This is a genomic window from Acidimicrobiales bacterium (assembly GCA_035316325.1).
Classification (GTDB): Bacteria; Actinomycetota; Acidimicrobiia; order Acidimicrobiales; family VFJN01; genus DASXTK01.
The window spans coordinates 36,807-57,572 of sequence record DATHJB010000203.1; the positions used below are offsets into that span (position 1 = coordinate 36,807).

Annotated in this window: 20 protein-coding genes and 1 tRNA gene; 7 read left to right on the forward strand and 14 right to left on the reverse strand. The window is 71.2% G+C overall.

All coding sequences use genetic code 11. The annotated features are described in order from the left end of the window. Positions 1-7: 7 nt before the first annotated feature. From VK611_26560 to VK611_26580, 5 genes are read right to left on the reverse strand one after another with little or no spacing between them, the layout of a single operon-like run. Entirely contained in the window at positions 8-544 is a 537-nt protein-coding gene (locus VK611_26560; GenBank protein HMG44925.1) for a nucleotide exchange factor GrpE, read from the reverse strand. A gap of 1 nt (position 545) precedes the next feature. After that, on the reverse strand, positions 546-2,402 hold the full coding sequence (gene dnaK / locus VK611_26565) for a molecular chaperone DnaK (GenBank protein ID HMG44926.1): 1,857 nt from the start codon (positions 2,400-2,402) through the stop codon (positions 546-548). Positions 2,403-2,460: 58 nt separating this feature from the next. After that, positions 2,461-3,066: an aminodeoxychorismate/anthranilate synthase component II gene (locus tag VK611_26570; GenBank protein HMG44927.1), complete on the reverse strand. Its 606-nt coding sequence runs from the start codon at positions 3,064-3,066 to the stop codon at positions 2,461-2,463. 27 nt (positions 3,067-3,093) lie between these two features. Then, on the reverse strand, positions 3,094-4,077 hold the full coding sequence (locus tag VK611_26575) for an FkbM family methyltransferase (GenBank protein HMG44928.1): 984 nt from the start codon (positions 4,075-4,077) through the stop codon (positions 3,094-3,096). 43 nt (positions 4,078-4,120) lie between these two features. Beyond that, positions 4,121-5,722: a Ppx/GppA phosphatase family protein gene (locus VK611_26580; GenBank protein HMG44929.1), complete on the reverse strand. Its 1,602-nt coding sequence runs from the start codon at positions 5,720-5,722 to the stop codon at positions 4,121-4,123. A 67-nt stretch (positions 5,723-5,789) separates the two neighbouring features. Between VK611_26580 and VK611_26585 the strand changes: the two genes are divergently transcribed. Together VK611_26585 and VK611_26590 are read left to right on the forward strand one after the other, a co-directional pair. After that, positions 5,790-6,086 carry a cell division protein CrgA gene (locus VK611_26585; protein ID HMG44930.1) on the forward strand — a complete coding sequence of 99 codons (297 nt, stop codon included), beginning with the start codon at positions 5,790-5,792 and terminating at the stop codon, positions 6,084-6,086. Positions 6,087-6,262: 176 nt separating this feature from the next. After that, positions 6,263-6,595, forward strand: coding sequence for a hypothetical protein (locus VK611_26590; protein HMG44931.1), 333 nt, complete (start codon positions 6,263-6,265; stop codon positions 6,593-6,595). Between the two features lie 3 nt (positions 6,596-6,598). Here VK611_26590 and VK611_26595 read toward each other — a convergent pair whose 3' ends face one another. Both VK611_26595 and VK611_26600 read right to left on the reverse strand, forming a co-directional pair. Beyond that, complete coding sequence (locus VK611_26595; protein ID HMG44932.1) at positions 6,599-8,986, reverse strand: CocE/NonD family hydrolase; 2,388 nt, start codon at positions 8,984-8,986, stop codon at positions 6,599-6,601. Positions 8,987-9,120: 134 nt separating this feature from the next. Next, positions 9,121-10,314, reverse strand: a complete 1,194-nt coding sequence (locus tag VK611_26600) for a thiolase family protein (protein ID HMG44933.1) — start codon at positions 10,312-10,314, stop codon at positions 9,121-9,123. A 220-nt stretch (positions 10,315-10,534) separates the two neighbouring features. On the opposite strand from VK611_26600, the gene VK611_26605 reads away from it, so the two are divergent. Next, the gene (locus VK611_26605) at positions 10,535-12,343 is read left to right on the forward strand and encodes an AMP-dependent synthetase/ligase (protein ID HMG44934.1); all 1,809 of its coding nucleotides are present in this window, start codon (positions 10,535-10,537) and stop codon (positions 12,341-12,343) included. Here the strand turns inward: VK611_26605 and VK611_26610 are convergent, their stop codons facing one another. From VK611_26610 to VK611_26635, 6 genes are all read right to left on the reverse strand, one after another. Beyond that, positions 12,344-13,309 (reverse strand): hypothetical protein, encoded by a 966-nt coding sequence (locus tag VK611_26610; GenBank protein ID HMG44935.1) that lies wholly within the window; start codon positions 13,307-13,309, stop codon positions 12,344-12,346. 7 nt (positions 13,310-13,316) lie between these two features. Then, positions 13,317-13,820 (reverse strand): sigma-70 family RNA polymerase sigma factor, encoded by a 504-nt coding sequence (locus tag VK611_26615; GenBank protein ID HMG44936.1) that lies wholly within the window; start codon positions 13,818-13,820, stop codon positions 13,317-13,319. Positions 13,821-14,021: 201 nt separating this feature from the next. Further along, positions 14,022-14,558, reverse strand: coding sequence for an HU family DNA-binding protein (locus tag VK611_26620; GenBank protein HMG44937.1), 537 nt, complete (start codon positions 14,556-14,558; stop codon positions 14,022-14,024). 148 nt (positions 14,559-14,706) lie between these two features. After that, on the reverse strand, positions 14,707-16,386 hold the full coding sequence (locus VK611_26625; protein HMG44938.1) for a DEAD/DEAH box helicase: 1,680 nt from the start codon (positions 16,384-16,386) through the stop codon (positions 14,707-14,709). Between the two features lie 75 nt (positions 16,387-16,461). Then, entirely contained in the window at positions 16,462-18,249 is a 1,788-nt protein-coding gene (metG, locus tag VK611_26630; protein ID HMG44939.1) for a methionine--tRNA ligase, read from the reverse strand. Between the two features lie 77 nt (positions 18,250-18,326). Further along, positions 18,327-18,650, reverse strand: coding sequence for a PF20097 family protein (locus VK611_26635; GenBank protein ID HMG44940.1), 324 nt, complete (start codon positions 18,648-18,650; stop codon positions 18,327-18,329). A 41-nt stretch (positions 18,651-18,691) separates the two neighbouring features. Here VK611_26635 and VK611_26640 point away from each other — a divergent pair, with 41 nt between their 5' ends. Genes VK611_26640 through VK611_26655 form a run of 4 tightly spaced genes read left to right on the forward strand, consistent with a single transcriptional unit; the run spans position 18,692 to position 20,556 of the window. Then, complete coding sequence (locus tag VK611_26640) at positions 18,692-19,471, forward strand: DNA-formamidopyrimidine glycosylase family protein (protein HMG44941.1); 780 nt, start codon at positions 18,692-18,694, stop codon at positions 19,469-19,471. Between the two features lie 44 nt (positions 19,472-19,515). Beyond that, positions 19,516-19,923 carry a RidA family protein gene (locus VK611_26645; protein ID HMG44942.1) on the forward strand — a complete coding sequence of 136 codons (408 nt, stop codon included), beginning with the start codon at positions 19,516-19,518 and terminating at the stop codon, positions 19,921-19,923. 52 nt (positions 19,924-19,975) lie between these two features. Then, on the forward strand, positions 19,976-20,179 hold the full coding sequence (locus tag VK611_26650) for a hypothetical protein (protein ID HMG44943.1): 204 nt from the start codon (positions 19,976-19,978) through the stop codon (positions 20,177-20,179). Beyond that, positions 20,179-20,556 (forward strand): hypothetical protein, encoded by a 378-nt coding sequence (locus VK611_26655; GenBank protein HMG44944.1) that lies wholly within the window; start codon positions 20,179-20,181, stop codon positions 20,554-20,556. The genes VK611_26650 and VK611_26655 overlap by 1 nt, the downstream gene beginning before the upstream one ends. A gap of 70 nt (positions 20,557-20,626) precedes the next feature. Here the strand turns inward: VK611_26655 and VK611_26660 are convergent. After that, a tRNA-Ala gene (locus tag VK611_26660) sits at positions 20,627-20,700 on the reverse strand. Between the last annotated feature and the right edge of the window lie 66 nt (positions 20,701-20,766).

Genomic DNA, 20,766 nt, shown 5'->3' on the forward strand with positions numbered 1-20,766 from the left:
CGGTCTCCTAGTCGGTGACCTTCACCATCGCCGGACGCAGCAGACGGCCCTGCCAGCGGTAGCCCGTGCGCAGCACGTCGGACACCACCTGGGGGCCACCATCGCCCGGCTCGAGCACCACGGCCTCGGCGACGGCGGGGTCGAACGGCTCGCCCTTCGGGTCGATGCGCTCCAGGCCCTCCTTCTCGAGCGCGCCGAACAGCGCTGTCACGATCGGCTCGACGGCCTGGGACGCACCCTGAGCCGCCGCGGCGTCGCAGGCGTCGAGCACCGGGAGCAGCCGCTCCACGAGCGCACCGAGCTGACGGGCCACGGCGTCGTCCTGACGCTTCTGGGCCTGCTTGCGGTAGTTCTCGAAGTCGGCCTGGGCCCGGCGGTACGCGTCGAGGAACTGCTCGCGCTCGGCGGCGAGCACGGCCAGATCGCCCTCGACGGCCTGCGCAGCCGCGTCCAGATCGTCGTCGTCGTTGGGCTGCGAGGCCGGGATGTCGCCCCCGGACCCGCCGCCCTCGTCGTTCACGGGAGGAGTGGGTTCGTCAGGCACGTCACGACTCCGGCGTCTCGTCGTCGACGATCTCGGCGTCGACCACATCGTCGTCGTTGGGCTGCGTGGCTGCGGCGCCGGCGCTCGGGCCGGTGGTCGCACCGGCCGCGTTCTCCTGCGACGCCGCCTCGTACAGCTTCTGGGTGAAGGTCTGGCTGGCCGTCATGAGGGCCTCGGTCGCCGTCTTGATGGCCTCGACCTCGGACCCGCCCAGGGCGGTCTTGAGGTCTCCGAGGCGCTGCTCGACGGTGGTCTTCTCGTCGCCGGACAGCTTGTCGCCCTGCTCCTTGAGCAGCTTCTCGGTCTGGTAGACGAGCGTGTCGGCCTGGTTGCGGACCTCGGCCTCCTCCTTGCGCCGCCGATCCTCCTCGGCGTGCTGCTCGGCGTCGCGCACCATCTGGGAGATGTCGTCCTTGGCGAGCGACGACTGCCCGGTGATGGTCATCGACTGCTCCTTGTTCGTGGCGCGGTCCTTGGCGGACACGTGCACGATGCCGTTGGCGTCGATGTCGAAGGTGACCTCGATCTGCGGCACACCGCGGGGCGCGGGCGGCAGGTCGACCAGCTGGAACTTGCCCAGCGTCTTGTTGAACTGCGCCATCTCGCGCTCGCCCTGCAGCACGTGGATCTCCACCGACGGCTGCATGTCGTCGGCCGTGGTGAACACCTCGGTGCGCTTGGTGGGGATCGTGGTGTTGCGCTCGATGAGCTTGGTCATCACGCCGCCCTTGGTCTCGATGCCGAGCGACAGCGGGGTGACGTCGAGCAGGAGGACGTCCTTGACCTCGCCCTTGAGCACGCCGGCCTGGACCGCGGCACCGACCGCGACGACCTCGTCGGGGTTCACGCCCTTGTGGGCGTCCTTGCCGGTGAGCTCGCGCACCACGTCCTGCACGGCGGGCATCCGGGTGGAGCCGCCGACCAGGATCACATGGTCGATCTGGTCCTTGGTGAGACCGGCGTCCTTGATGGCGAAGTCGAACGGGCCCTTGCAGCGCTCCAGCAGGTCGGCGGTCAGCTCCTGGAACTTGGCCCGGGAGAGCTGCTCGTCGAGGTGGAGGGGGCCCTCGTTGGTGGCGGTGATGAACGGCAGGTTGATCTGCGTCTGCTGCACCTGCGACAGCTCGATCTTGGCCTTCTCCGCGGCCTCCTTGAGGCGCTGCAGGGCCATGTTGTCGGCGCCCAGGTCGACGCCGTGGGCCGCCTTGAACTGGTTCACCAGCCAGTCGATGACGCGCTGGTCCCAGTCGTCGCCACCCAGCTGGGTGTCGCCGTGGGTGGCCTTCACCTCGAACACGCCGTCGCCGATCTCGAGGATCGACACGTCGAACGTGCCGCCGCCGAGGTCGAACACGAGGACGGTCTGCTCGGCGTCGCCCTCCTTGTCGAGCCCGTAGGCGAGGGCGGCCGCGGTGGGCTCGTTGATGATGCGCAGCACCTCGAGGCCGGCGATCTGGCCCGCCTCCTTGGTGGCGGTGCGCTGGGCGTCGTCGAAGTACGCGGGCACGGTGATGACGGCCTGGTTGACCGTGTCGCCCAGGTACGCCTCGGCGTCTCGCTTGAGCTTCTGCAGCGTGCGGGCCGAGATCTCCTGCGACGTGTAGCCCTTGCCGTCGATGTCGATCTTCCAGCTCGTGCCCATGTGCCGCTTGACCGAGCGGATCGTGCGATCGGGGTTGGTGATGGCCTGGCGCTTCGCCACCTCACCCACCAGGACCTCGCCGTTCTTGGCGAAGGCGACGACCGACGGGGTGGTGCGCGAACCCTCGGCGTTGGGGATCACCACGGGGTCACCGGCCTCGAGGACCGCGACGACGGAGTTGGTGGTGCCGAGGTCGATGCCGACTGCCTTGGGCATGTGAACTGCCTCCGATGAGAAACCTGCTTGAACGGCAGTCAGTGTAGAAAGTTGAGTGTCACGCTTGCAACTTTGCCGGCGCCCTTTTCATGCGGGCGAGGAAGTTGCGGAGCAGGTCGTGACCGGCGCTGGTGAGGATCGACTCAGGGTGGAACTGGACGCCCTCGACGTCGTGGGTGCGATGGCGCAGACCCATCACGATGTCGTCGTCGGTCCACGCCGTGACCTGCAGCTCGTCGGGCACCGACGACCGCTCGACGATCAGGCTGTGGTAGCGGGTGGCCTCGAACGGGCTCGGCAGGCCGGCGAACACCCCCGTGCCGTCGTGGTGCACCAGGGACGTCTTGCCGTGCATGATCTGCGGCGCCCGCACCACGTCGCCGCCGTAGATCTGGCCGATGCACTGGTGGCCCAGGCACACCCCCAGCACCGGCAGCTCGCCGGCGAAGCGGCGGATCACGTCGTTGGACAGGCCCGCGTCCTCGGGGCGACCCGGCCCCGGCGAGATCAGCACCCCGTCGACGCCGAGCGCGGCCGCCTCGTCGATCGTCAGCTCGTCGTGGCGGAAGACCAGCGGCTCGGCCCCCAGCTCCCCCAGGTACTGGACGAGGTTGTAGACGAAGCTGTCGTAGTTGTCGATCACCAGGATCCGGGGCGCGACCATGGGCCGCGAGGCTATGCCCTCGGTGCGTCAGTACGGCTTGGAGATAAGGCGCCGGACGTTGCGCAGGCTCACCCGCTGGCCCAGGCGCCAGGCGTTGCGCACGACGTCCCGCCGGTTCCGACCGACCGTGAGTGCCCGCAGCGCCGCGGTGTCGCCGTCGCTGCCGTGGGCCTTCTCGCACGCCGCCACCACGTCGAGGGCGTAAGGGTGGTTCCCCGACGCGAAGGCGCAGGCCCACAGCCGCAGGTAGTCCTCGCGGGAGGCGTCGGACCGCTCCAGCGACTCCACGGTCCGCAGGTACCGCGGCCCGGCGGCGGTGGGGCTGCCCTTCAGGTTGAACTCGTAGGCCAGGCGGGCCGGTCGGCGCCGGGCCCGGAAGCTCTCGTCGAACACCTCGGGCCGAAGCCGCACCCCCTGGGTCAGCACCAGGTCGGCCAGCCAGTACCCCCGGTCGAGCATCTCGCGGTGCAGGTCGCCGAAGGTGTCCTCGCCCTCGTAGTGCTGGTCGAAGCCCGGCTCGGCGTCGACCGCCATCAGCGTGGCCCACCGCGCTGCGCCGAGGCTGCGCAGGAGCCGCAGGTCGGTGCCCTGGGTGTCGAGCTTGATCCAGTCGATGCGCTCGACCCCCACCGAGTCCATCGCCGCGTCGAGGGTGGTCGCCTCGACCTCCTCGGTGCCGACGACCTCGAAGCGGTACGCGTTGACGTAGCTCTTCGCCAGCTCGGAGCGGGGGGGCAGGGTCGACGAGCAGGTCGGGTTGCGGGTGAGGAAGAACTTCACGGTCGACGCCTCGGGGTCGACGACGACCGCCTTGTCGACCATGATCCGCTTCCCGGAGCCGTCGTCGCGGTGGTGGATCTCGCGGAGGTCCGGGTCGAAGCCCACGTAGGTCGCCTGCCCCAGCAGCGGCTGGAACGGCAGGAACGGCTCCAGCGAGGCTCCCACGTCGACCAGCGTCAACCGGTGCCCGCTCGCGGCCAGCAGCGCGATCGCCCTCTTGGTCGTGGCCATGGCTCCCCCAGTCGTGCCTTGCCCCTGCTCGGCGACGCCGATGTTACCGCCCGGACACCGCCGGGTCGGGGGCCTCGGTTCGCACGAGCTCGACCGGACGGCCCAGCGCGCTCTCCAGCAGGCCGGTGCGCTGCGAGGCGCTGAACAGCTCCAGACCCAGCTCGTCGCCGTTCCGCGGCACCACCTCGACCCGCAGCTCGCCGTCCTCGACGTGGCAGCGGAGGTCGGCCACCCGGGCCGAGTGGTTGCGGTCGAGCCCGACCGCCACCCGCAGCAGCCCGGCGAGCACCTCGACGCGGCGCTGGTCGTCGGCGTCGAGGGCGGCGAAGGGCGGGTGGCGCTTCGTCGGCTCCGACTTGCGGTGGTAGCGGGCCACCTGGGCGATCAGCTCGATCTCCCGGTCGGTGAAGCCGGCGAGGTGCTCACTGTTGCGGATCACGTAGTAGGTGTGCTTGTGGTGCCCGGAGTGCGACACGAACAGCCCGACGTTGCTCAGCAGCGCGGCCGCCTCCAGCACCTCGCGGCTGTCGTCGCCCAGGCCGTGCAGGTCGGCGGTGCCGTCGAACAGCTGGAGCGCCAGCCGGGCGACCTGGGCCGAGTGCGCCGGGTCCTCGTCCATCAGCTCGGCCAGGTGCTCGACGCTGCGGCGCCGCAGGTCGGACAGGTGGTGCAAAGAGCCGCCGTGGGTGCGGCGCCAGGTGTCGAGCAGCACGCCCTCCCGCAGGGCGAAGTCGGAGAAGGTGATCTCGGGAATGTCCATCGAGGCCATCACCTGCTCGAGGATCAGGGCGCCGGCGACGATGATGTCGGCCCGCCGGGCGTCGAGCCCGGGGACGTGGGCGCGCTCCTCGGCGGTGCGGGCCGCCAGCAGCTTGCCGACCACCGCGCCCACCTCGTCGCGGCTGATGGTGAAGTTGTTGTAGGTGCGGGGCCGGTGCTGATCGCGTCGGGCGGCGGCCATCTCGAAGACGGCCTCGATGGTCCCCGAGGAGCCCGCCGCCACCTCCCAGCCCATGCGGCGCACGTCGCGGACGAAGGCGGCGATCGTGCCGCGGATGAAGTCGCGGCAGGCCCGCGACCTGCGCTTGGTGACCTCCCCGTAGGGGAAGAAGCGCTGGGTGAGGCGGATCGCCCCGAGCTTGAAGCTGCGGGAGGCGATCACGTCGCCGCGCTGGCCCACGACCACCTCGGTGGAACCGCCGCCGATGTCGCACACCAGCAGCCGGCGGTCGAACACCGGCACGGCCTGCAGCACGCCGAGGTGGATGAGGCGGGCCTCCTCGAAGCCCGAGATGACCTCCACCTCCACGCCCACCTCCTCGCGCACCCGCGCCAGGAACTCGGCCCGGTTGTCGGCCTCGCGCACGGCGGACGTGGCGACCACCCGGATCGTGTCGGTGCTCACGGACGCCAGCTCCCGGAAGCGACCGAGGGCGGCGACGGCGCGGTCCATGGCCGCGGGGTCGAGGCGGCGCATCTCGTCGTCGCCGCTGTCGGCCGACTCCCGGTCGGGCGACCCGAGCCGCACCATCTCCCGCTCGCGCTCGATCACCTCGAAGCGAGATCCCTCCACCTTGGCCACCACCAGGTGGATCGAGTTGGTGCCGAGGTCGACCGCCGCGAGCACGTCGGGTGAAGCCGCCATGACGCAAAGGCTCGCACAAGACCGGCGCGATCCCTCGCCGTGCCGCCCACTGTTAATCTGACGAGCTATGGCCAAACCCGCCAAGCGTCGGGTGTCCGGCGGACGCGTCACAGCCAAAAAGGGCACCACTCCCACCGACAGCCGGCCGACGGCGTCCACCCGCTACACCCCTCCGGTGCCGCGGGAGTACAAGACGAGCCCCACGTGGGTGCCGGTGCTGATGTTCGCGCTGCTGGGCCTGGGGATGGTCCTGATCTTCGTGAACTACCTGGGCGTGCTCCCCAACGGCACCAGCAACGTGAACCTCGGGCTGGGCCTGGGAGCGATCTGCGCGGGGATCATGGTCGCCACCCAGTACAGGTGACCATGGGTCACGGGCGGATGCACTCCGCGGTCCCGCGACCGCAGGTTGCGGGACAGTGGCCACGAGACGTGGCGGACCTGTCCACGTAGTTACATCGTTGTTACGCTCCCCAACCTTGTCCACAGGTTGTGGGAAAGCGAGATCCCATCGTGAACTGGGGATCTACGATGCGTGCGATGCGACGATCCCCGATCTCCCCTCCGATGCTGGGTGTGCTCGCCGTGCTCGGTCTGCTCGCCTGGGCGATCACCCGGGCCGACCCGCGGGCCGTCGTCGTCGCCGTGCTCGTGGGCTGGCTCATCATGCGGGTCGGCTACCGGATGCTGGCCGGCTTCGGCACCCCCGTCCCCGAGCCGCCACCCCCGGGCGAGCTGCGCAAGGTGCGCCTCATGTACCGCTGCTCGATCTGCGGCACCGAGGTGCGCATGACCGCGGCGAACGACGAGGTCCCCGACCCTCCCCGCCACTGCATGGAGGACATGGAGCTGGTCGCCCCCCTCTACGACTGAGGGTCAGCCCGCTGGGGTGTTCTCCCGGGGGGCGTAGGGGCGGCAGGCCATGCCGCGGAGGCTGGGGCACGGGGCTGGGGTGACGACGGGGACGTCGGCGTCGGGGAGGACGGCGAGCACCAGGTGGGAGGGCTTGCCCGGCAGGTGGGCCACCTGGGTGGCGGGGATGGCGCCGCCGTAGTCGGGCGATTCGAACGCCCAGGTGACGTGGTTGCGGCCGGGCGTCGAGATCGTGAGCCGCAGCTGGGAGCCGGCCCGGAAGGCGTGGGCCAGCGACGGGATCTCCACCCGGGCCTCCACGAACTTCCCGGGCTGCAGCGGCCGGAACGCCCGGGCCGTGAAGGGGTGCGTGATCTCCAGGTCGTCGGACCGCTCGGGGTCGACCTTGCGGTGACCCAGCTTCAGCCAGCCGTTCTGGACCAGGTACTCGACCCCGTCGGGCCGCACCTCCGACACCGTGACCTGCACGTCGAGGTCGGCGGTGTCGCCGGCGACCCACAGGTCGGCGTAGCCGGGGCCGGCCACCACCAGGTCCTCGGCCAGCGGCACGGTGAGGTACGACAGCACGTCGCCGGGCGCGAACTGCGACCAGTCGGCGTCCTCCCACAGGCGGCCGAACAACGGGTAGTCGCCGTTCGGGAACAGTCGGGTCTCGCCGGCGGCCGGGTCGAAGCGGAACTCGTCGACGCCGCCCTCGGCGCGCCGGGCCGGGGGTGCCGGGCGCAGCGTCTCGTCGGCGCCGAGGTACCAGCTGGTGGGCACCGCCTGGGGCGCCGGCCACGTGGGGAACGCCTGCTCGAAGGTCCCACCGGGCTCACCCAGCTCGTTGGCCCCGATGCCGCTCTCGTAGACCACCCGCACCGACGGCTCGGCGTCGTACGCAGCCCGGGCCGCCGTGTAGTCGTCGCCGAACTCGTCGTACCAGCGGTCGGGCTCGAGGGTGGCGTCCTGCAGCTCGAAGGTGTCGGCCAGGATGACCGGCGCGAAGGCCCGGACGACGGGGTTGAGGTGCGGCACCCGCCGAGCCACGTGGAACTCCAGGAACTCGAACCAGCGCATCGCGTTGACAGGCCCGAGGCCGTCGGGGTGGCGGCCGTTCCACAGCCCCACCTTCAGTTGGGGCGCGCTCTCGAACTCGTCGATCATCGACGTGAACTGCGGGCCGGTCTGCTCGTCCTGGAAGGCGCCGGCCAGGAACACCGGCACCGAGATGTCACCGACCAGCTCCCGCAGGTCGCGGGCCGACGCCATCGGGTGGTACGTGTCCAGCGCCCGGCCGAACGACGCGAAGTCGGGGTTCTGGTCGCGCAGCACCTGGTGGGCGGCGCAGAACTGGTCGCCGCCGTCGATGCGGGCGCGCACCCAGCTGGTGCCGCCGGGGGACGACTGGCGGTCGCGCTCGGCCAGCCACTGGCGGGTGAAGCCGCTGTTGTAGATGCCGCCGGGGTACTGCTGCAGCCACGGGTCGGCGATCACCGACAGCGGGGTGATGGCGGCGAGGCCGGGCGGACGGGTGGTGGCGGCGTAGAGCTGGGCGATGCCGGAGTACGACAGGCCCACCATGCCCACCTGGTGGTGCAGCACCCAGGGTTGGCGGGCGACGATCTCGATCACGTCGTAGCCGTCGGCCATCTGCGCCGGGTTGAACACGTCGAACACGCCGCCGGAGCAGCCGGTGCCGCGCATGTTCACCGCCACGGTGGCGTAGCCGGCGGCCCGGGCCAGCCGGCTGCTGGGCTCCTCGGCGCCCGGGTTCGACGGCCCGTAGCCCGAGTACTCGACCACCGTCGGGTAGGGCCCCGGGCCGTAGAACGCCTCGTCGGGCAGGCGGACCATGGCGCTCAGCCGCACGCCGTCGCGCATCTCCATGTAGTTGAACCCGGCCGCCAGCGGAGCACCGGGCTTCGGGCTCCCGAGGATGTCGGGCGTGGCCGCCGTCAGCTGCTGGCGGTCGTAGAGCGCCGGGTCGGGGGTGTCGTCGCGGCCGAGCACGTCGAACGGCGCGGTCGTGGGCACGGGCGACCCCGAGTCGTCGCGCACCACGTAGCGGCCGGGCTCGACGATGCCGCCCCGGTCGAGGTCGCCGAGGTCACCCAGGTCGAGGTCGGGGCCCGACTGGAGCACCATGTGCTCGGCGGGCAGGTAGGCGAAGTGCGCCTGGCCGTGCTCGTCGGCCAGCAGGGTGAGCAGCTTGCGCTTGGGGTGGCGCCGGCCCATCGACCACAGCGTCAGCGGCTGGTGGGGCTGGGCCCCCGTGACCGTCACCTGCTCGACGCCCGGCTGTACCTGCCATGGCGCCAGCGCCTCGCCCGGCCCGGGCGACCAGGCCTCGCACGCCGTGACCGCCAGCACGCACGCCAGCAGCGCGGCCGTCCGTCGAATCCCCCGCATCTTCCCCCCAGTTCAACTGTCACGAGGCGGCGAGGCGACCCACCCCGTCGCTCCGCCCGCCCCGATCTCGGTCAGCCCAGACGCTCGTGTCTCCGGCGAGCGCTACGAAAGGCGCTCGTGTCTCCCGGCGAGCGCTACGAAAGGCGCTCGATGATCATGGCGTTGGCCAGGCCGCCACCCTCGCACATCGTCTGCAGCCCGTAACGGCCGCCGGTGCGCTCCAGCTCGTTGAGCAGCGTGGCGGTCAGCTTGGTGCCGGAGCAGCCGAGCGGGTGGCCGAGGGCGATCGCGCCCCCGTTGACGTTGACCTTCTCGAAGTCGGCACCGGTCTCCTGCTGCCAGGCGAGCACCACGGAGGCGAAGGCCTCGTTGACCTCGAACAGGTCGATGTCGTCGATGGTGAGGCCGGCCTTGGCCAGCACCTTCTCCGTCGACGGGATCGGCCCGGTGAGCATCATCACCGGGTCGACGCCGGCCAGGGCGAAGGCCACGAACCGGGCCCGGGGCCGCAGGCCGAGCTGGTTGGCCTTCTCCTCGCTCATGATGAGCGAGGCCGAGGCGCCGTCGGAGATCTGGCTGCTGTTGGCCGCGGTCACCTTGCCGTCGGGCTTGAAGGCGGGCTTCAGGCTGGCCAGCGACTCGAGGGAGCTCTCGCGGATGCCCTCGTCGGCGGTCACCAGCTCGGCGCTCTCGGAGACGTCGCCGGAGTCCTTGTCGCGGTGCTTCGACGTGACGGCGACGATCTCGTTCTCGAAGCGGCCCTCGTCGCGGGCCTGGGCGGCGCGCTGCTGGCTGCGGAGGCCGAAGGCGTCGAGGTCCTGGCGGCTGAGGCCCCACTTGTCGGCGATCATCTCCGCCGAGATGCCCTGGGGCACGAGGCCGCCGACGTCCTGGTAGCGCAGGCCCATGCGGGGCCCGAACGGGAAGCCGAACTTGCCGTCGCCGACCGACGCGCCCATCGGCACCTGGCTCATGATCTCCACGCCGGCAGCGACGACGACGTCGTGCACGCCGGCCATCACGGCCTGGGCGGCGAAGTGGGTCGACTGCTGCGACGAGCCGCACTGGCGGTCGATGGTCGTCGCCGGCACCTCCTCGGGCCAGCCGGCGGCGAGCACGGCGTTGCGACCGACGTTGATCGACTGCGCGCCGGCCTGCATGACGCAGCCCATGATCACGTCCTCGACCACGCCGGGGTCGAGGTCGTTGCGCTCGGCGAGCGCGTTCAGGGTCTCGGCGGCGAGGTCGGCGGGATGCCAACCCGAGAGCCTGCCGTTGCGCTTGCCGCCTCCGGTGCGGACAGCGTCGACGATGACGGCGGTAGGCATGTGGCCTGCTCCTCGTTGCTTGCCAATGGGTGCCAAATAGCGTGCCAACAGGTACTTGACCCGGTGGTCAAGTCAGTCTGCCCACAGGGCCCACGGCGTGCAACCGAGGCGGCCACCCGCCTCTGTGACCGGCGGCACATCACCGGTCGTGGAACCTCTACCCTGACCGCAGAGCCGTTCACGACGGAGGGCGGCCGGAACCAACCCGGGGGGACCGCACGTGGGCATCACCAGGGCCGACCTCGACCAGCGGGTCGAGGGACAGACCGTCTGCAGCCGCTTCCTCGACACCGTGGCCGCCCATGGCGACCTGGTCGCCCTGCGCGCCCGGGAGGAGGGCGGCGGCTGGCGCAGCTGGACGTACGACGACTACGCCGACCGCGTCTCCCGCGCCGCCGCCGGGCTGGCCTCACTCGGCGTCGGGCCCGGCGACCGCGTCGTGCTGATGATGCGCAACATCCCCGAGTTCCACGTGGTCGACCTCGCCGTGGCGTTCCTCGGTGCCACCTCCGTGTCGATCTACAACTCGTCGCCGCCCGAGCAGGTCGCCTACCTCGCCGGCCACTGCGAGGCGAAGGTCGCCGTGGTGGAGGACGCCGGGTTCCTGGAGCGCTTCCTCGCCGTGCAGGACGAGCTGCCGAAGCTCGAGCGGATCGTGCTCATGGACAACCCGCTGGGCGTCAGCGGCCCCGGCGTGGTCGACGCCGCCGGCATCCTCGAGGGCCACAACACGCTTGACCTCCACGCCGCGCTCGAGAGCTGCACGCCGGAGTCGCTCGTCACCGTCATCTACACGTCGGGCACCACCGGGCCGCCCAAGGGCGTGATGCTCAGCCACTACAACGTGGTGTGGACGGCCGCGGGCTACCTCGAGCTGCTCGACATCGACCCGACGGGGTTCCGGGTGGTGTCGTACCTGCCGATGGCCCACATCGCCGAGCGCATGTCGAGCCACTACCTGGCGATCGTGGGCGGGTTCGAGGTGACCACCTGCCCCGACCCTGCCGAGGTCGCGGCCTACGCCCGCGAGGTGCGGCCCCAGACCATGTTCGGCGTCCCGCGGGTGTGGGAGAAGATCCACGCCGGCGTCGAGGCCGCGCTGGGCGCCGACCCCGAGGCCAAGGCCCGCTTCGACGGCGCCGTCGCCACGGCCGCGCCGCTGGTCGAGAAGCGCACGTGGGGCGCGTCGACCACCGAGGACGACGACGCCCTCGCCGCCATGGACGAGGCCGCGTTCCGGGGCGTGCGGGAGAAGGTCGGCCTCGACGCCGCCCAGTACGCCGTCACCGGCGCCGCCCCCATCCCGGCCGAGCTGATCACCTGGTACCGGGCGATCGGCGTGCCCATGTCGGAGATCTACGGGCTGTCCGAGACCACCGGGCCCATGACGTGGTCGCCGCTCGAGGTGAAGCCCGGCTACGTCGGCGTCGCCTTCCCCGGCTGCGACGTGTTCCTGGCCGACGACGGCGAGGTGTGCTGCCGCGGCGGCAACGTGTTCCTCGGCTACCTCGACGACCCCGAACGCACCGCCGAGGCGCTCGACGACGACGGCACCCTGCACACCGGCGACATCGGCGAGCTCGACGACGACGGCTACCTGCGCATCGTCGACCGCAAGAAGGAGCTGATCATCACCGCCGGCGGCAAGAACATCAGCCCCGCCAACCTGGAGGCGGCGCTGAAGACGGTGCCCCTCGTGGGCCAGGCGTGCACGGTGGGCGACGAGCGCCCGTTCATCTCCGCCCTCGTGGTGCCCGATCCCGAGGTGGCGCCGGTGTGGGCCCGCGAGCACGGCGTCCGCTTCACATCGTTCGCCGAGTTGGCGGCGTCGCCCGAGCTGCGGGCCGCGGTCGAGGCTGGCGTCGACGAGGCGATGCAGCGCTTCAACCAGGCCGAGCGGGTGAAGAGGGTCGCCATCCTGGGCCAGGAGTGGCTGCCCGACAGCGACGAGCTCACGCCCACGTCGAAGCTCAAGCGCCGCACGATCCTCGCCAAGTACGCGGCGGAGATCGACGCGCTGTATGCCTGACTACGCCTGACCCCGGGGCGACTCCACGTCGCCGGAGGGCGGGGCCAGGAAGGCCGGGCAGTGCTCCACCAGGGGGGCGCTCGTCCAGGGCGCCACCGGGGTGGGCTCGCGCGCGGTGGCGTCGCTTCCCTCCGGCGCCGCCTGCCCGCGGTCCTCGGCGGGCGGCGTGCCCGCCAGGTGGACCAGCGCCACGGTCTCGTCGCTGCGGACCACCTGCACCACGGGGTCGGCCGCCGGTGAGTCCCACACCCTGTCCCCCTCGGGGTAGCCGGTGAAGGCCTTCATCTGGACGCTGTCGGGGATGCGGTCCGTGGTCAGGGCATCGCGGGCGGCCGTCGGCAGCGACGGGGTGACCTTGACCACCGGGAACACGCCGGCGAGCGGCGCCCGCTCCTCCTCGGGGCAGTCGAGCGTCGGCGCCTCGTAGAGGTGGTCGACGTCGACCAGGTCGACCCGGCGCTGCTGGTCGGTGTCGCCGGCGTGGCAGCCGACGGTCAGCGAACCGGGCGGGGCGGCGAGCACCTTGCTGGTCTCGCCCGCCGACACGTCGAAGCGGCCCGAGCTCCAGCCGTCGGCGGTCACCCACACCTGGGTGGTGGCGCCCAGCCGGTTGTCGACGTCGAGGTGCAGGCCGTCGTGCTGAGGCCGGATCGACGCCACCGGCACGTCGATGCCGCCGCCGGCGCAGAACAACTTCACGACGTCGGGCAGCTCGGTGTTCCGCTCGGGCGACGACCCCTCCGATGCCGCGGACACGTCGTGGGGGCGCTGCAGGCCGCTCAGCCAGGGAAGGGCGACGACTCCGAACACCGCCAGCGCCATCGCCGTGGCGACAGCTCCACGGCGATGGCGCGTCCGGCGGCGCCGCCGCGCCATGACCCCGTCCAGTCCGTGCTCTGGGGGGTCGCCGGCGTTAGCGGCGAACTTGTCGAGGAGGGCCCGTAGGTCGTCACGCTTGCCCGTCACGTCACTCTCACGAGCGCGGCACCTCGTGCTCCGGCGACCGTGCGAGCACCGCACGTGCCTGACTGACCAGGACTCGCACCGTGGCAGGGCGGATGCCCATGATCTGCGCGGCCTCGGGACCCCCGAAGCCGAGCAACGCCGTGAGCACGACCGCCTCCCGCTGGCGCCGGGTGAGCTCGTCCAGGGCCCGGGCCGCGCTGTCTCGCGTGGCCGCCACCTCGGACGGCTCGGGAGGCCCCTGCGGCGACGCCTCCGACATCCAGCCGACCAGGCGCCGGGCCGCCCGCACGCTGCGGCGGGCCGCGCTGCGCTGCGTGTTGAAGGCCGTACGGAAGAGGTAGCCGACGGGATCGTCGAGCATCGCCACCCGGTCCCAGCGCTCCCAGACCTTGCAGAACGCCGTCTGCATGACGTCCTCGGCCTGGTCGCGGTCGCCGGTGACCACGAACAGCGCGCGGTAGAGCCGACGCTCGTTGGCGACGTAGAACGCCTCGAACGCCGGTACCGCCACACTGCCGACCTTCGTCGGGAGGGCATCGGCTAAGCGGTGGTCGACCACCATCGTGCTCAACACTGCCTCAAGAACGCCGCCGGGGCACGCGGCGTGTAGGAACTCCCCGCGAACTTTTGGGGCGGCGTCCCTCCCCGGACGCGATGCGGCCCCCGGCGGAGCGCCAGGGGCCGATCCGGATTCCTCGTTCGCGTGGGCGACTCAGCGCTTGCGGGCGGTGGTCTTCTTCGCCGGGGCGCGCTTGGCGGCGCTCTTGCGCGTCGCCGTGGTCTTGCGGGTGGCCGCCGACTTGCTGGCAGCCGCCTTCTTCGGGGTGGCCTTCTTGGCCGCCGGCTTCGCAGCCGGCTTGGCGGCCGGCTTGGCGACAGCCTTGGCGGGCTTGGCGGGAGCGGCCTTCTTGGCCGGCTTGGCGGGCGCCGGGGCCGGCGGCCACGTGCCCTTGACAAGCTTCGGGGCGGTGCTCGGGCTCATCACGGCGTCCTTGAACGCCTTGAGCACGGTCACGCGGGCCTTCTTCGAGGCCTTGATCCGCACCGGCTGACCCGTCTGGGGGTTGCGGCCCATCCGAGCCGGACGGTCGACCTTGACGAACTTGGCGAAGCCGGAGATGGCGACCGGCTCGCCCTTCGAAACGACGGCCGTGACCACATCGGTGAAGCCCTTGAGGACCTCGTCGACCTCTTTGCGGTCTCGTCCGGTGTGGTTGGCCACGGCGGCGACCAGATCACGACGGTTCATTTCACGCGCTCCTGACTGTGTAGGGATAACGCGCACAGTCTCACCAATGTTCACGTTGCGCGCGGGGATGCTCACGCAAACGTGCAGGTCCCACGGCCATGAACGCGGAGGGTGGTGGAAATCCGCCTTGATTTAGTTGAGTTTTCGGTCAGCCGTTCTTGAACCAGCGCTCGGCGTGCGTCAGGCGCTTCGCCAGCTGGTCGACCGTCGCCTCGTCGATCCGGCGCAGCCCGACGAGCCGGTTGAGCCTCGAGTTGACCTGCGCGTGGGTCTGGCCGGTCTGCCACACGAGCTCCTGCACGATCTTCGCGTTCTGCTCGCGCAGCTCCGCCCGACGTTGCCGCGAGCTCGCCGCGGCGCCGGCGTGGGCGCCCACGTGCGCGGCCACCGCGGCGTCGATCCCGGAGGTCGACTCGCCGAGCGACGGCAGCGGCACGTCGTAGCCGGCGGTCTCGCTGGCGTCCTCGCCGTCGTCCTGCTCCATACGGTCCAGGGCGTCGTCGTCGAGCTCGAACACCGACGACTCGTCCTCGCCGGTCACGACCGCGGAGAGGGCCGCGAACAGCGACACCGACTCGGGGTTCATGTCGTCCTCGTGCACCATCTCGTCGAAGGCGATGTCGTCGGCGGGCTGCTCGTCACCATTCGTCTCCGGTTTGCGGAGCGAGTGGCGGCGGGCGTCGGCCACCTGCGTCGCCCACGTCCGCAGGCGCAGGTCGTCGGGGATGAAGAGGTACGCCTTCTGGCGGGGCACGCCTCTCGTCCAACGGACGAAGCGGCCCACGGCCTGGCGGAAGAACAGCTCCGTGGTGGTCGTGGTGGCGTAGACGCCGATGCGCAGGCGCGGGATGTCGACGCCCTCGGAGATCATCCGCACCGCCACGATCCACGGGTCGGAGCTGCCGGAGAAGCGGGCGATGCGCACCGACGAGCGGGGATCGTCCGACACGGCCACCGCGGCCCGCACGCCGCAGCGGTTCTTCAGCAGGTCGACGATGCCGTGGGCGTGGTCCTGGTCGGCGGCGATCACCAGGCCGCCGGCCTCGGGGTGGTGGCGCCGCAGCGCCTTCAGCCGATCGTTCGCCTGGACCAGCACCGCCGGCAGCCACTCGCCGTCGAGGCTGAGCGCGGTGCGGAGGCGCTGGGCGGCCCCGGACTTGTCGAGCGCGTCGTCGAACGAGGCCGACGCCACCATCCCGTCGGGCGTGATCCACTCCATGAACCCGTTGATGCGGGGGAAGTAGACGGGACGGACCACCCGACCGTCGCCGAGGGCGTCGCCGTAGCCGTACTCGAAGTCGGGCACCGCCTCCTCACCGACGTAGTTGACGAAGGGGATCGACAGGGTGTCCGACCGGAACGGGGTGCCGGAGAGGCTGAGGCGTCGGGGCGCCGGCTCGAAGGCGTGGCGGACGCTGGCGCCCCAGGCCCGGTCGTCGCCGGCGTGGTGGATCTCGTCGAGCACCACCAGGCTCCGTTCGGCCATGCCCCGGAGCGGGTCGGGGTTCGACGCCACCTGCTGGTAGGTGGTCACCAGGCCGTGGACGTCGGCCGGCAGCGCGCCCTTGCCCGGTGCCCACGTCGGTTCCAGGTGGAGGCCGAAGCCCTCGGCGGCGTCGGCCCACTGGAGCTTGAGGTGCGACGTCGGCGCCACGACGATCAGCCGCCGACCCTGGTTCGCGGCCAGGTCGTGGACCGCCGCGGTGAGGGCGAACGTCGTCTTGCCGGCGCCCGGGGTCGCGACAGCCAGGAAGTCGGAGGACTCGGTCGCAGCGAGCCGGTCGAGGGCGCGCTTCTGCCAAGGACGGAGACGAACGCTGCGAGCCATGGGGGGCGCCGATACTGGCACGAACCCGGTACGTCCCGCAGGCGGCGGCGGGGGACGCGGTCGGGGGGCGCGCGCTCAGGCGGTGCTGGACTCGGCCAGGCGGGCCAACTCGGCGTCGACCACGTCGGTGTCGATCTTCGCGAACAGCGTCGACGCGGGGCCGATCGGCGTGCCGGGCTCCACCCGGAGCGGCTCCCAGCGATTGGTGTCGGGGGCCGTGCGCATCACCCGGTGGCGGTCGTCGCCGTCACCCACCTCGGTGACCACCGGCAACGGGACCGTGACCGGCGCGCCCAGGTTGTCCCACACCCGCTGGGCGCCGTGGGGCAGGAAGGGCGTGATCATCACGTTGAGGTCGCACACCGCGTCGTAGGCCGCGGAGAGGATGCCGAGTGCCGCGTCGGGGTCGGTCTTCACCACCTTCCACGGCTCGTTCTGCGACACGAAGGCGTTGACCTCCTGGGCCAGCAGCAGGACGTCGCTGAGCGCCTGCTTGAAGCGGTAGCGCTCGATGCCGTCACCCACCTTGGCGAACCCGTCGGCCACCCGGGACAGCAGCTCCTTGCCGTCCGCCGGCTGGGAGCCCCGGTCGGGCACGACATCGCCGTTGCGGCGCAGCATGGCGCACACCCGCTGCACCAGGTTGCCCCAGGTGGCCACCAGCTCGTCGTTGTTGCGGCGGACGAACTCGGCCCAGGTGAAGTCGGCGTCGCCGGTCTCGGGGCCGCCCGCGGTGAGGCTGAAGCGCAGCGGGTCGGGGCCGTAGCGCTCGAGGACGTCGCTCACGTAGATGACGACCTGGCGCGACGACGAGAACTTGCGGCCCTCCATCGTGAGGAACTCGCTGGCCACGATGTCGTCGGGGCGGTGGAGCGGACGGTGCGTCCCGTCGGGTGCGTCGCACAGCGGGCCGTCGTAGCCGGCGAGCATCGCCGGCCACAGGAACGAGTGGAAGACGATGTTGTCCTTGCCCATGAAGTAGGCGTGGCGGGCCGCGTCGTCGGGGGCGAGCCACCAGCGCTTCCAGGCGTCGGGCTCCCCGCTGAGCTGGGCCCACTCGATGGATGCCGACAGGTAGCCGATCACCGCGTCGAACCACACGTAGATGCGCTTGAGCGGGTCGTTCTCCCACTCGGGGAAGGGGATGGGGACGCCCCAGCCGATGTCGCGGGTGATCGCCCGGACCTTGGCGTCGTCGAGCAGGTTGAGGCTGAACGCCCGGACGTTGGGGCGCCAGCGGTCCTGGGCCTTCACCCAGTCACGCAGCTCCTCGGCGAACCGGGGCAGGTCGAGCGCGTACTGCTTGGTCATCTTGAACACCGGCGGCAGGCCGTCGATCTTCGACCGGGGCTCGATGAGGTCCTCCGGGTCGAGCTGGTTGCCGCAGTTGTCGCACTGGTCGCCGCGGGCGCTGTCGTAGCCGCAGATGGGGCAGGTGCCCTCGATGTAGCGGTCGGGCAGCGAGCGGCCGTCGGAGGCGGAGAAGGCGACCTGCTGCTCGATCTCGATGATGCCGCCGTGCTCGTAGAGGCTGCGGAACAGCTCGCGGGTGACCTCGTAGTGGTTGGCCGTGGTGGTGCGGGTGAAGAGGTCGTAGGAGAGGCCGAGCCCCCGCAGGTCCTCGACGATGAGGGCGTTGTTCCGGTCGGCCAGCTCCTTGGGGGTGAGCCCCTCGGCCTCGGCGGCGACGGTGATGGGCGTGCCGTGCTCGTCGGTGCCCGACACCATCAGCACCTCGTGGCCGGCCATGCGCGCCCAGCGTGCCCAGATGTCCGAGGGCACGCCGAAGCCGGCGACGTGACCGATGTGGCGTGGACCGTTGGCGTACGGCCACGCAACACCTGCGAAGAAGAGAGTGGACATCTCGGGAGCCTCCTGGCGGACCCCTGCCACGGTACCGGTGTTCGCCAACCCGCCCGGACCGAGTTCGGGTGCCGTTGTCAGTACTCGAACCAGACGAGGCGGCACGCCGTGCACCGCCGCGCCGGCTGCCGGACCGCCTTCCACCCGGCGTCGTCCAGCCGCTCACGCCCCCGGCGCTGCCGCCCGCCGGGTCGCCAGATGATGTAGTCGCCACCGGTCAGGTACCCGGCCTCGACGTCCCCACCACACTCATGGCACCTCGCCTCGTCGGGCGACGTCACCAGCGGCCGGAAGCTTCCTTCCTCCCCCGCAGACGGGCCGTCGCGCTTCTTCCGCGGCTGGGCGACGAGGAAGACGACGACGACCGCCCCCATGGCCGCCAGCGCCGATACGAGCTCCACGCCGACATCGTGGCGCACGGAGGGTGCTTAGGCTGCGCGCCGTGCCGGAGCTGTTGGAGGTGGAGACCTATCGGCGGCAGGCGTCGGCGGTGGTGGGCCGCCGGATCGTGGCTGTCGAGGCGCCGGACGCCTGGTACGTGAAGCGGGGCGACCGTTCGGTGCTGGAGCCGGCCTTGGTCGGGCAGCGGGTCTCCGGTATCGACCGGGTCGGCAAGCTGCTGCTCCTCGATCTGGAGGACGGCACCCGGCTCGGCCTGCGCTTCGGGATGACGGGACGGCTGCTGGTCGACGGGTCGGCGTCGATCGATCGCCTCCAGTACTCCAGCACCCGGACCGATCCCGCCTGGATCCGCTTCTCCCTCTTCTTCGACGACGGCGGCGACCTCCGCATGCTCGACCCGCGGCGTCTCGGCGGCGTCGAGCTGGACCCCGACGTGGCGCGGCTGGGCCCCGACGCCCTGACGATCACGGCGTCGGAGCTGGCGGCGGCGCTGGGCCGGAGCCGGGCGCCTCTCAAGGCCCGCCTTCTCGACCAGTCCCGCATCGCCGGGATCGGCAACCTCCTCGCCGACGAGATCCTCTTCGCCGCCGCCCTCGACCCCGCCCGCCCCGCGAGCTCCCTCACTCCGTCCGAGCTCGGCGCCCTCCACCAGTCGATCCTCACCACCCTGCCCACGATGATGTCCACCGGCGGCAGCCACACCGGACCCCTCCGCACCGCCGCCGCCCTTGGCGCCCTCTGCCCCCTCGACGGCACTCCCCTCCTCCGCCGCCAGATCGCCGGCCGCACGACCTGGAGCTGCCCCCTCCACCAGAGGTGACATCCTCTGCTCTGAACTCCGCACTCGATCAAGGAGACCCCACAATGCCCATCGAACTCCTCAACCCGGACGGCCTTCCCAAGCCGGACGTGTACCGGCAGGTGGCGGTGGCGTCCGGGTCACGAACGGTGTTCATCGCCGGGCAGGTCGCCCGGGACGCCGACGGCCAGCCGGTCGGACCCGGCGACCTCGCCGCCCAGGTCGAGCAGGCCTTCGTGAACGTGGCCACGGCGGTGGAGGCCGCAGGCGGCACCTTCGCCGACGTCGGGAAGCTGACGATCTACGTGGTCGACTGGACCGGCGACAAGATGGCCGCCCTCGGCGAGGGGATCGGACGAGCCGCCGCCCGTGCCAACGTCGACCCGCTCCGCCCGATCACCCTCCTCGGCGTCGCGGCCTTGGCCGAACCCGACCTGCTCGTCGAGGTCGAGGCCACCGCAGTCCTCCCCTAGAGCCAGATCCACAGGCGATCGTGCCGAGAAGACGGAGCGGAGCTTCTTCGACGTGGGCAACCCGATGTGCGCCAACGGCATCGACGACGACGCCGACGGGGGCGACCCCCAATGCGATGCGACCGACGACGCCAACGAGCGCCTCGACGGGTTGCAGCCCTACGGCGGCAGCTTCCTGGCGGCAACGATCGAGGAGAACGGCCGGATCGTCATCGACCCCGCCGACCTGCACGTCGAGCCGGTGGAGAGTGCCTGATGAGCGGGGGTGAGCTGTGGTGCCTCGACATCGTCCCTCAGGGTGCCGGGCCGATGCGAGAGGGGATCTTCACCCCTGACGGCGTCGTCATCGCCATCCCGATGACGATCATGTTCGACCTGATCTCCGGTTACCCGGGCTACGACCCGGCCTGCTCGGTCGGCTACGCGGACAACGTCTACGTCGCCGACGACTACGACGAGAGCACCGGTCGGCTCACGCTGAAGACGATCGACTACAACCCCGTCGCGGCGATGACCAACTGCGGCGATTGGACCAGCTTGTTCAACGCCGTGCTCGGCCTACCCGGCACGGGCCACTCAGAACTGGTGGTCACCCTGACCAACGAGGCCGGCGAGCACCCCCAACACCACTAACCCGGTCGGCCCGGGGACCCGTCACCTCACCAGGGGTAACGGTCCCCGTCGCGCCACGGCAGCGCCTGGGTGGAGACGATGGGACTCGAACCCACGACCCCCTGCTTGCAAAGCAGGTGCTCTAGCCAACTGAGCTACGTCCCCTGGGTCGGTTCAGCGTAGTGCTCTAGAGTGCCGGGCTGTGGAGGGACGGGCCATCGGAGCAGCCAT

What these genes read in the sequence shown, in the direction of transcription:
- dnaK (HMG44926.1), bottom strand. Translation starts at nt 2,402, where the DNA reads ATGCCCAAGGCAGTCGGCATCGACCTCGGCACCACCAACTCCGTCGTC.
- VK611_26570 (HMG44927.1), bottom strand. Translation starts at nt 3,066, where the DNA reads ATGGTCGCGCCCCGGATCCTGGTGATCGACAACTACGACAGCTTCGTC.
- VK611_26575 (HMG44928.1), bottom strand. Translation starts at nt 4,077, where the DNA reads ATGGCCACGACCAAGAGGGCGATCGCGCTGCTGGCCGCGAGCGGGCAC.
- VK611_26580 (HMG44929.1), bottom strand. Translation starts at nt 5,722, where the DNA reads ATGGCGGCTTCACCCGACGTGCTCGCGGCGGTCGACCTCGGCACCAAC.
- VK611_26585 (HMG44930.1), top strand. Translation starts at nt 5,790, where the DNA reads ATGGCCAAACCCGCCAAGCGTCGGGTGTCCGGCGGACGCGTCACAGCC.
- VK611_26590 (HMG44931.1), top strand. Translation starts at nt 6,263, where the DNA reads ATGCGACGATCCCCGATCTCCCCTCCGATGCTGGGTGTGCTCGCCGTG.
- VK611_26595 (HMG44932.1), bottom strand. Translation starts at nt 8,986, where the DNA reads ATGCGGGGGATTCGACGGACGGCCGCGCTGCTGGCGTGCGTGCTGGCG.
- VK611_26600 (HMG44933.1), bottom strand. Translation starts at nt 10,314, where the DNA reads ATGCCTACCGCCGTCATCGTCGACGCTGTCCGCACCGGAGGCGGCAAG.
- VK611_26620 (HMG44937.1), bottom strand. Translation starts at nt 14,558, where the DNA reads ATGAACCGTCGTGATCTGGTCGCCGCCGTGGCCAACCACACCGGACGA.
- VK611_26625 (HMG44938.1), bottom strand. Translation starts at nt 16,386, where the DNA reads ATGGCTCGCAGCGTTCGTCTCCGTCCTTGGCAGAAGCGCGCCCTCGAC.
- metG (HMG44939.1), bottom strand. Translation starts at nt 18,249, where the DNA reads ATGTCCACTCTCTTCTTCGCAGGTGTTGCGTGGCCGTACGCCAACGGT.
- VK611_26645 (HMG44942.1), top strand. Translation starts at nt 19,516, where the DNA reads ATGCCCATCGAACTCCTCAACCCGGACGGCCTTCCCAAGCCGGACGTG.
- VK611_26655 (HMG44944.1), top strand. Translation starts at nt 20,179, where the DNA reads ATGAGCGGGGGTGAGCTGTGGTGCCTCGACATCGTCCCTCAGGGTGCC.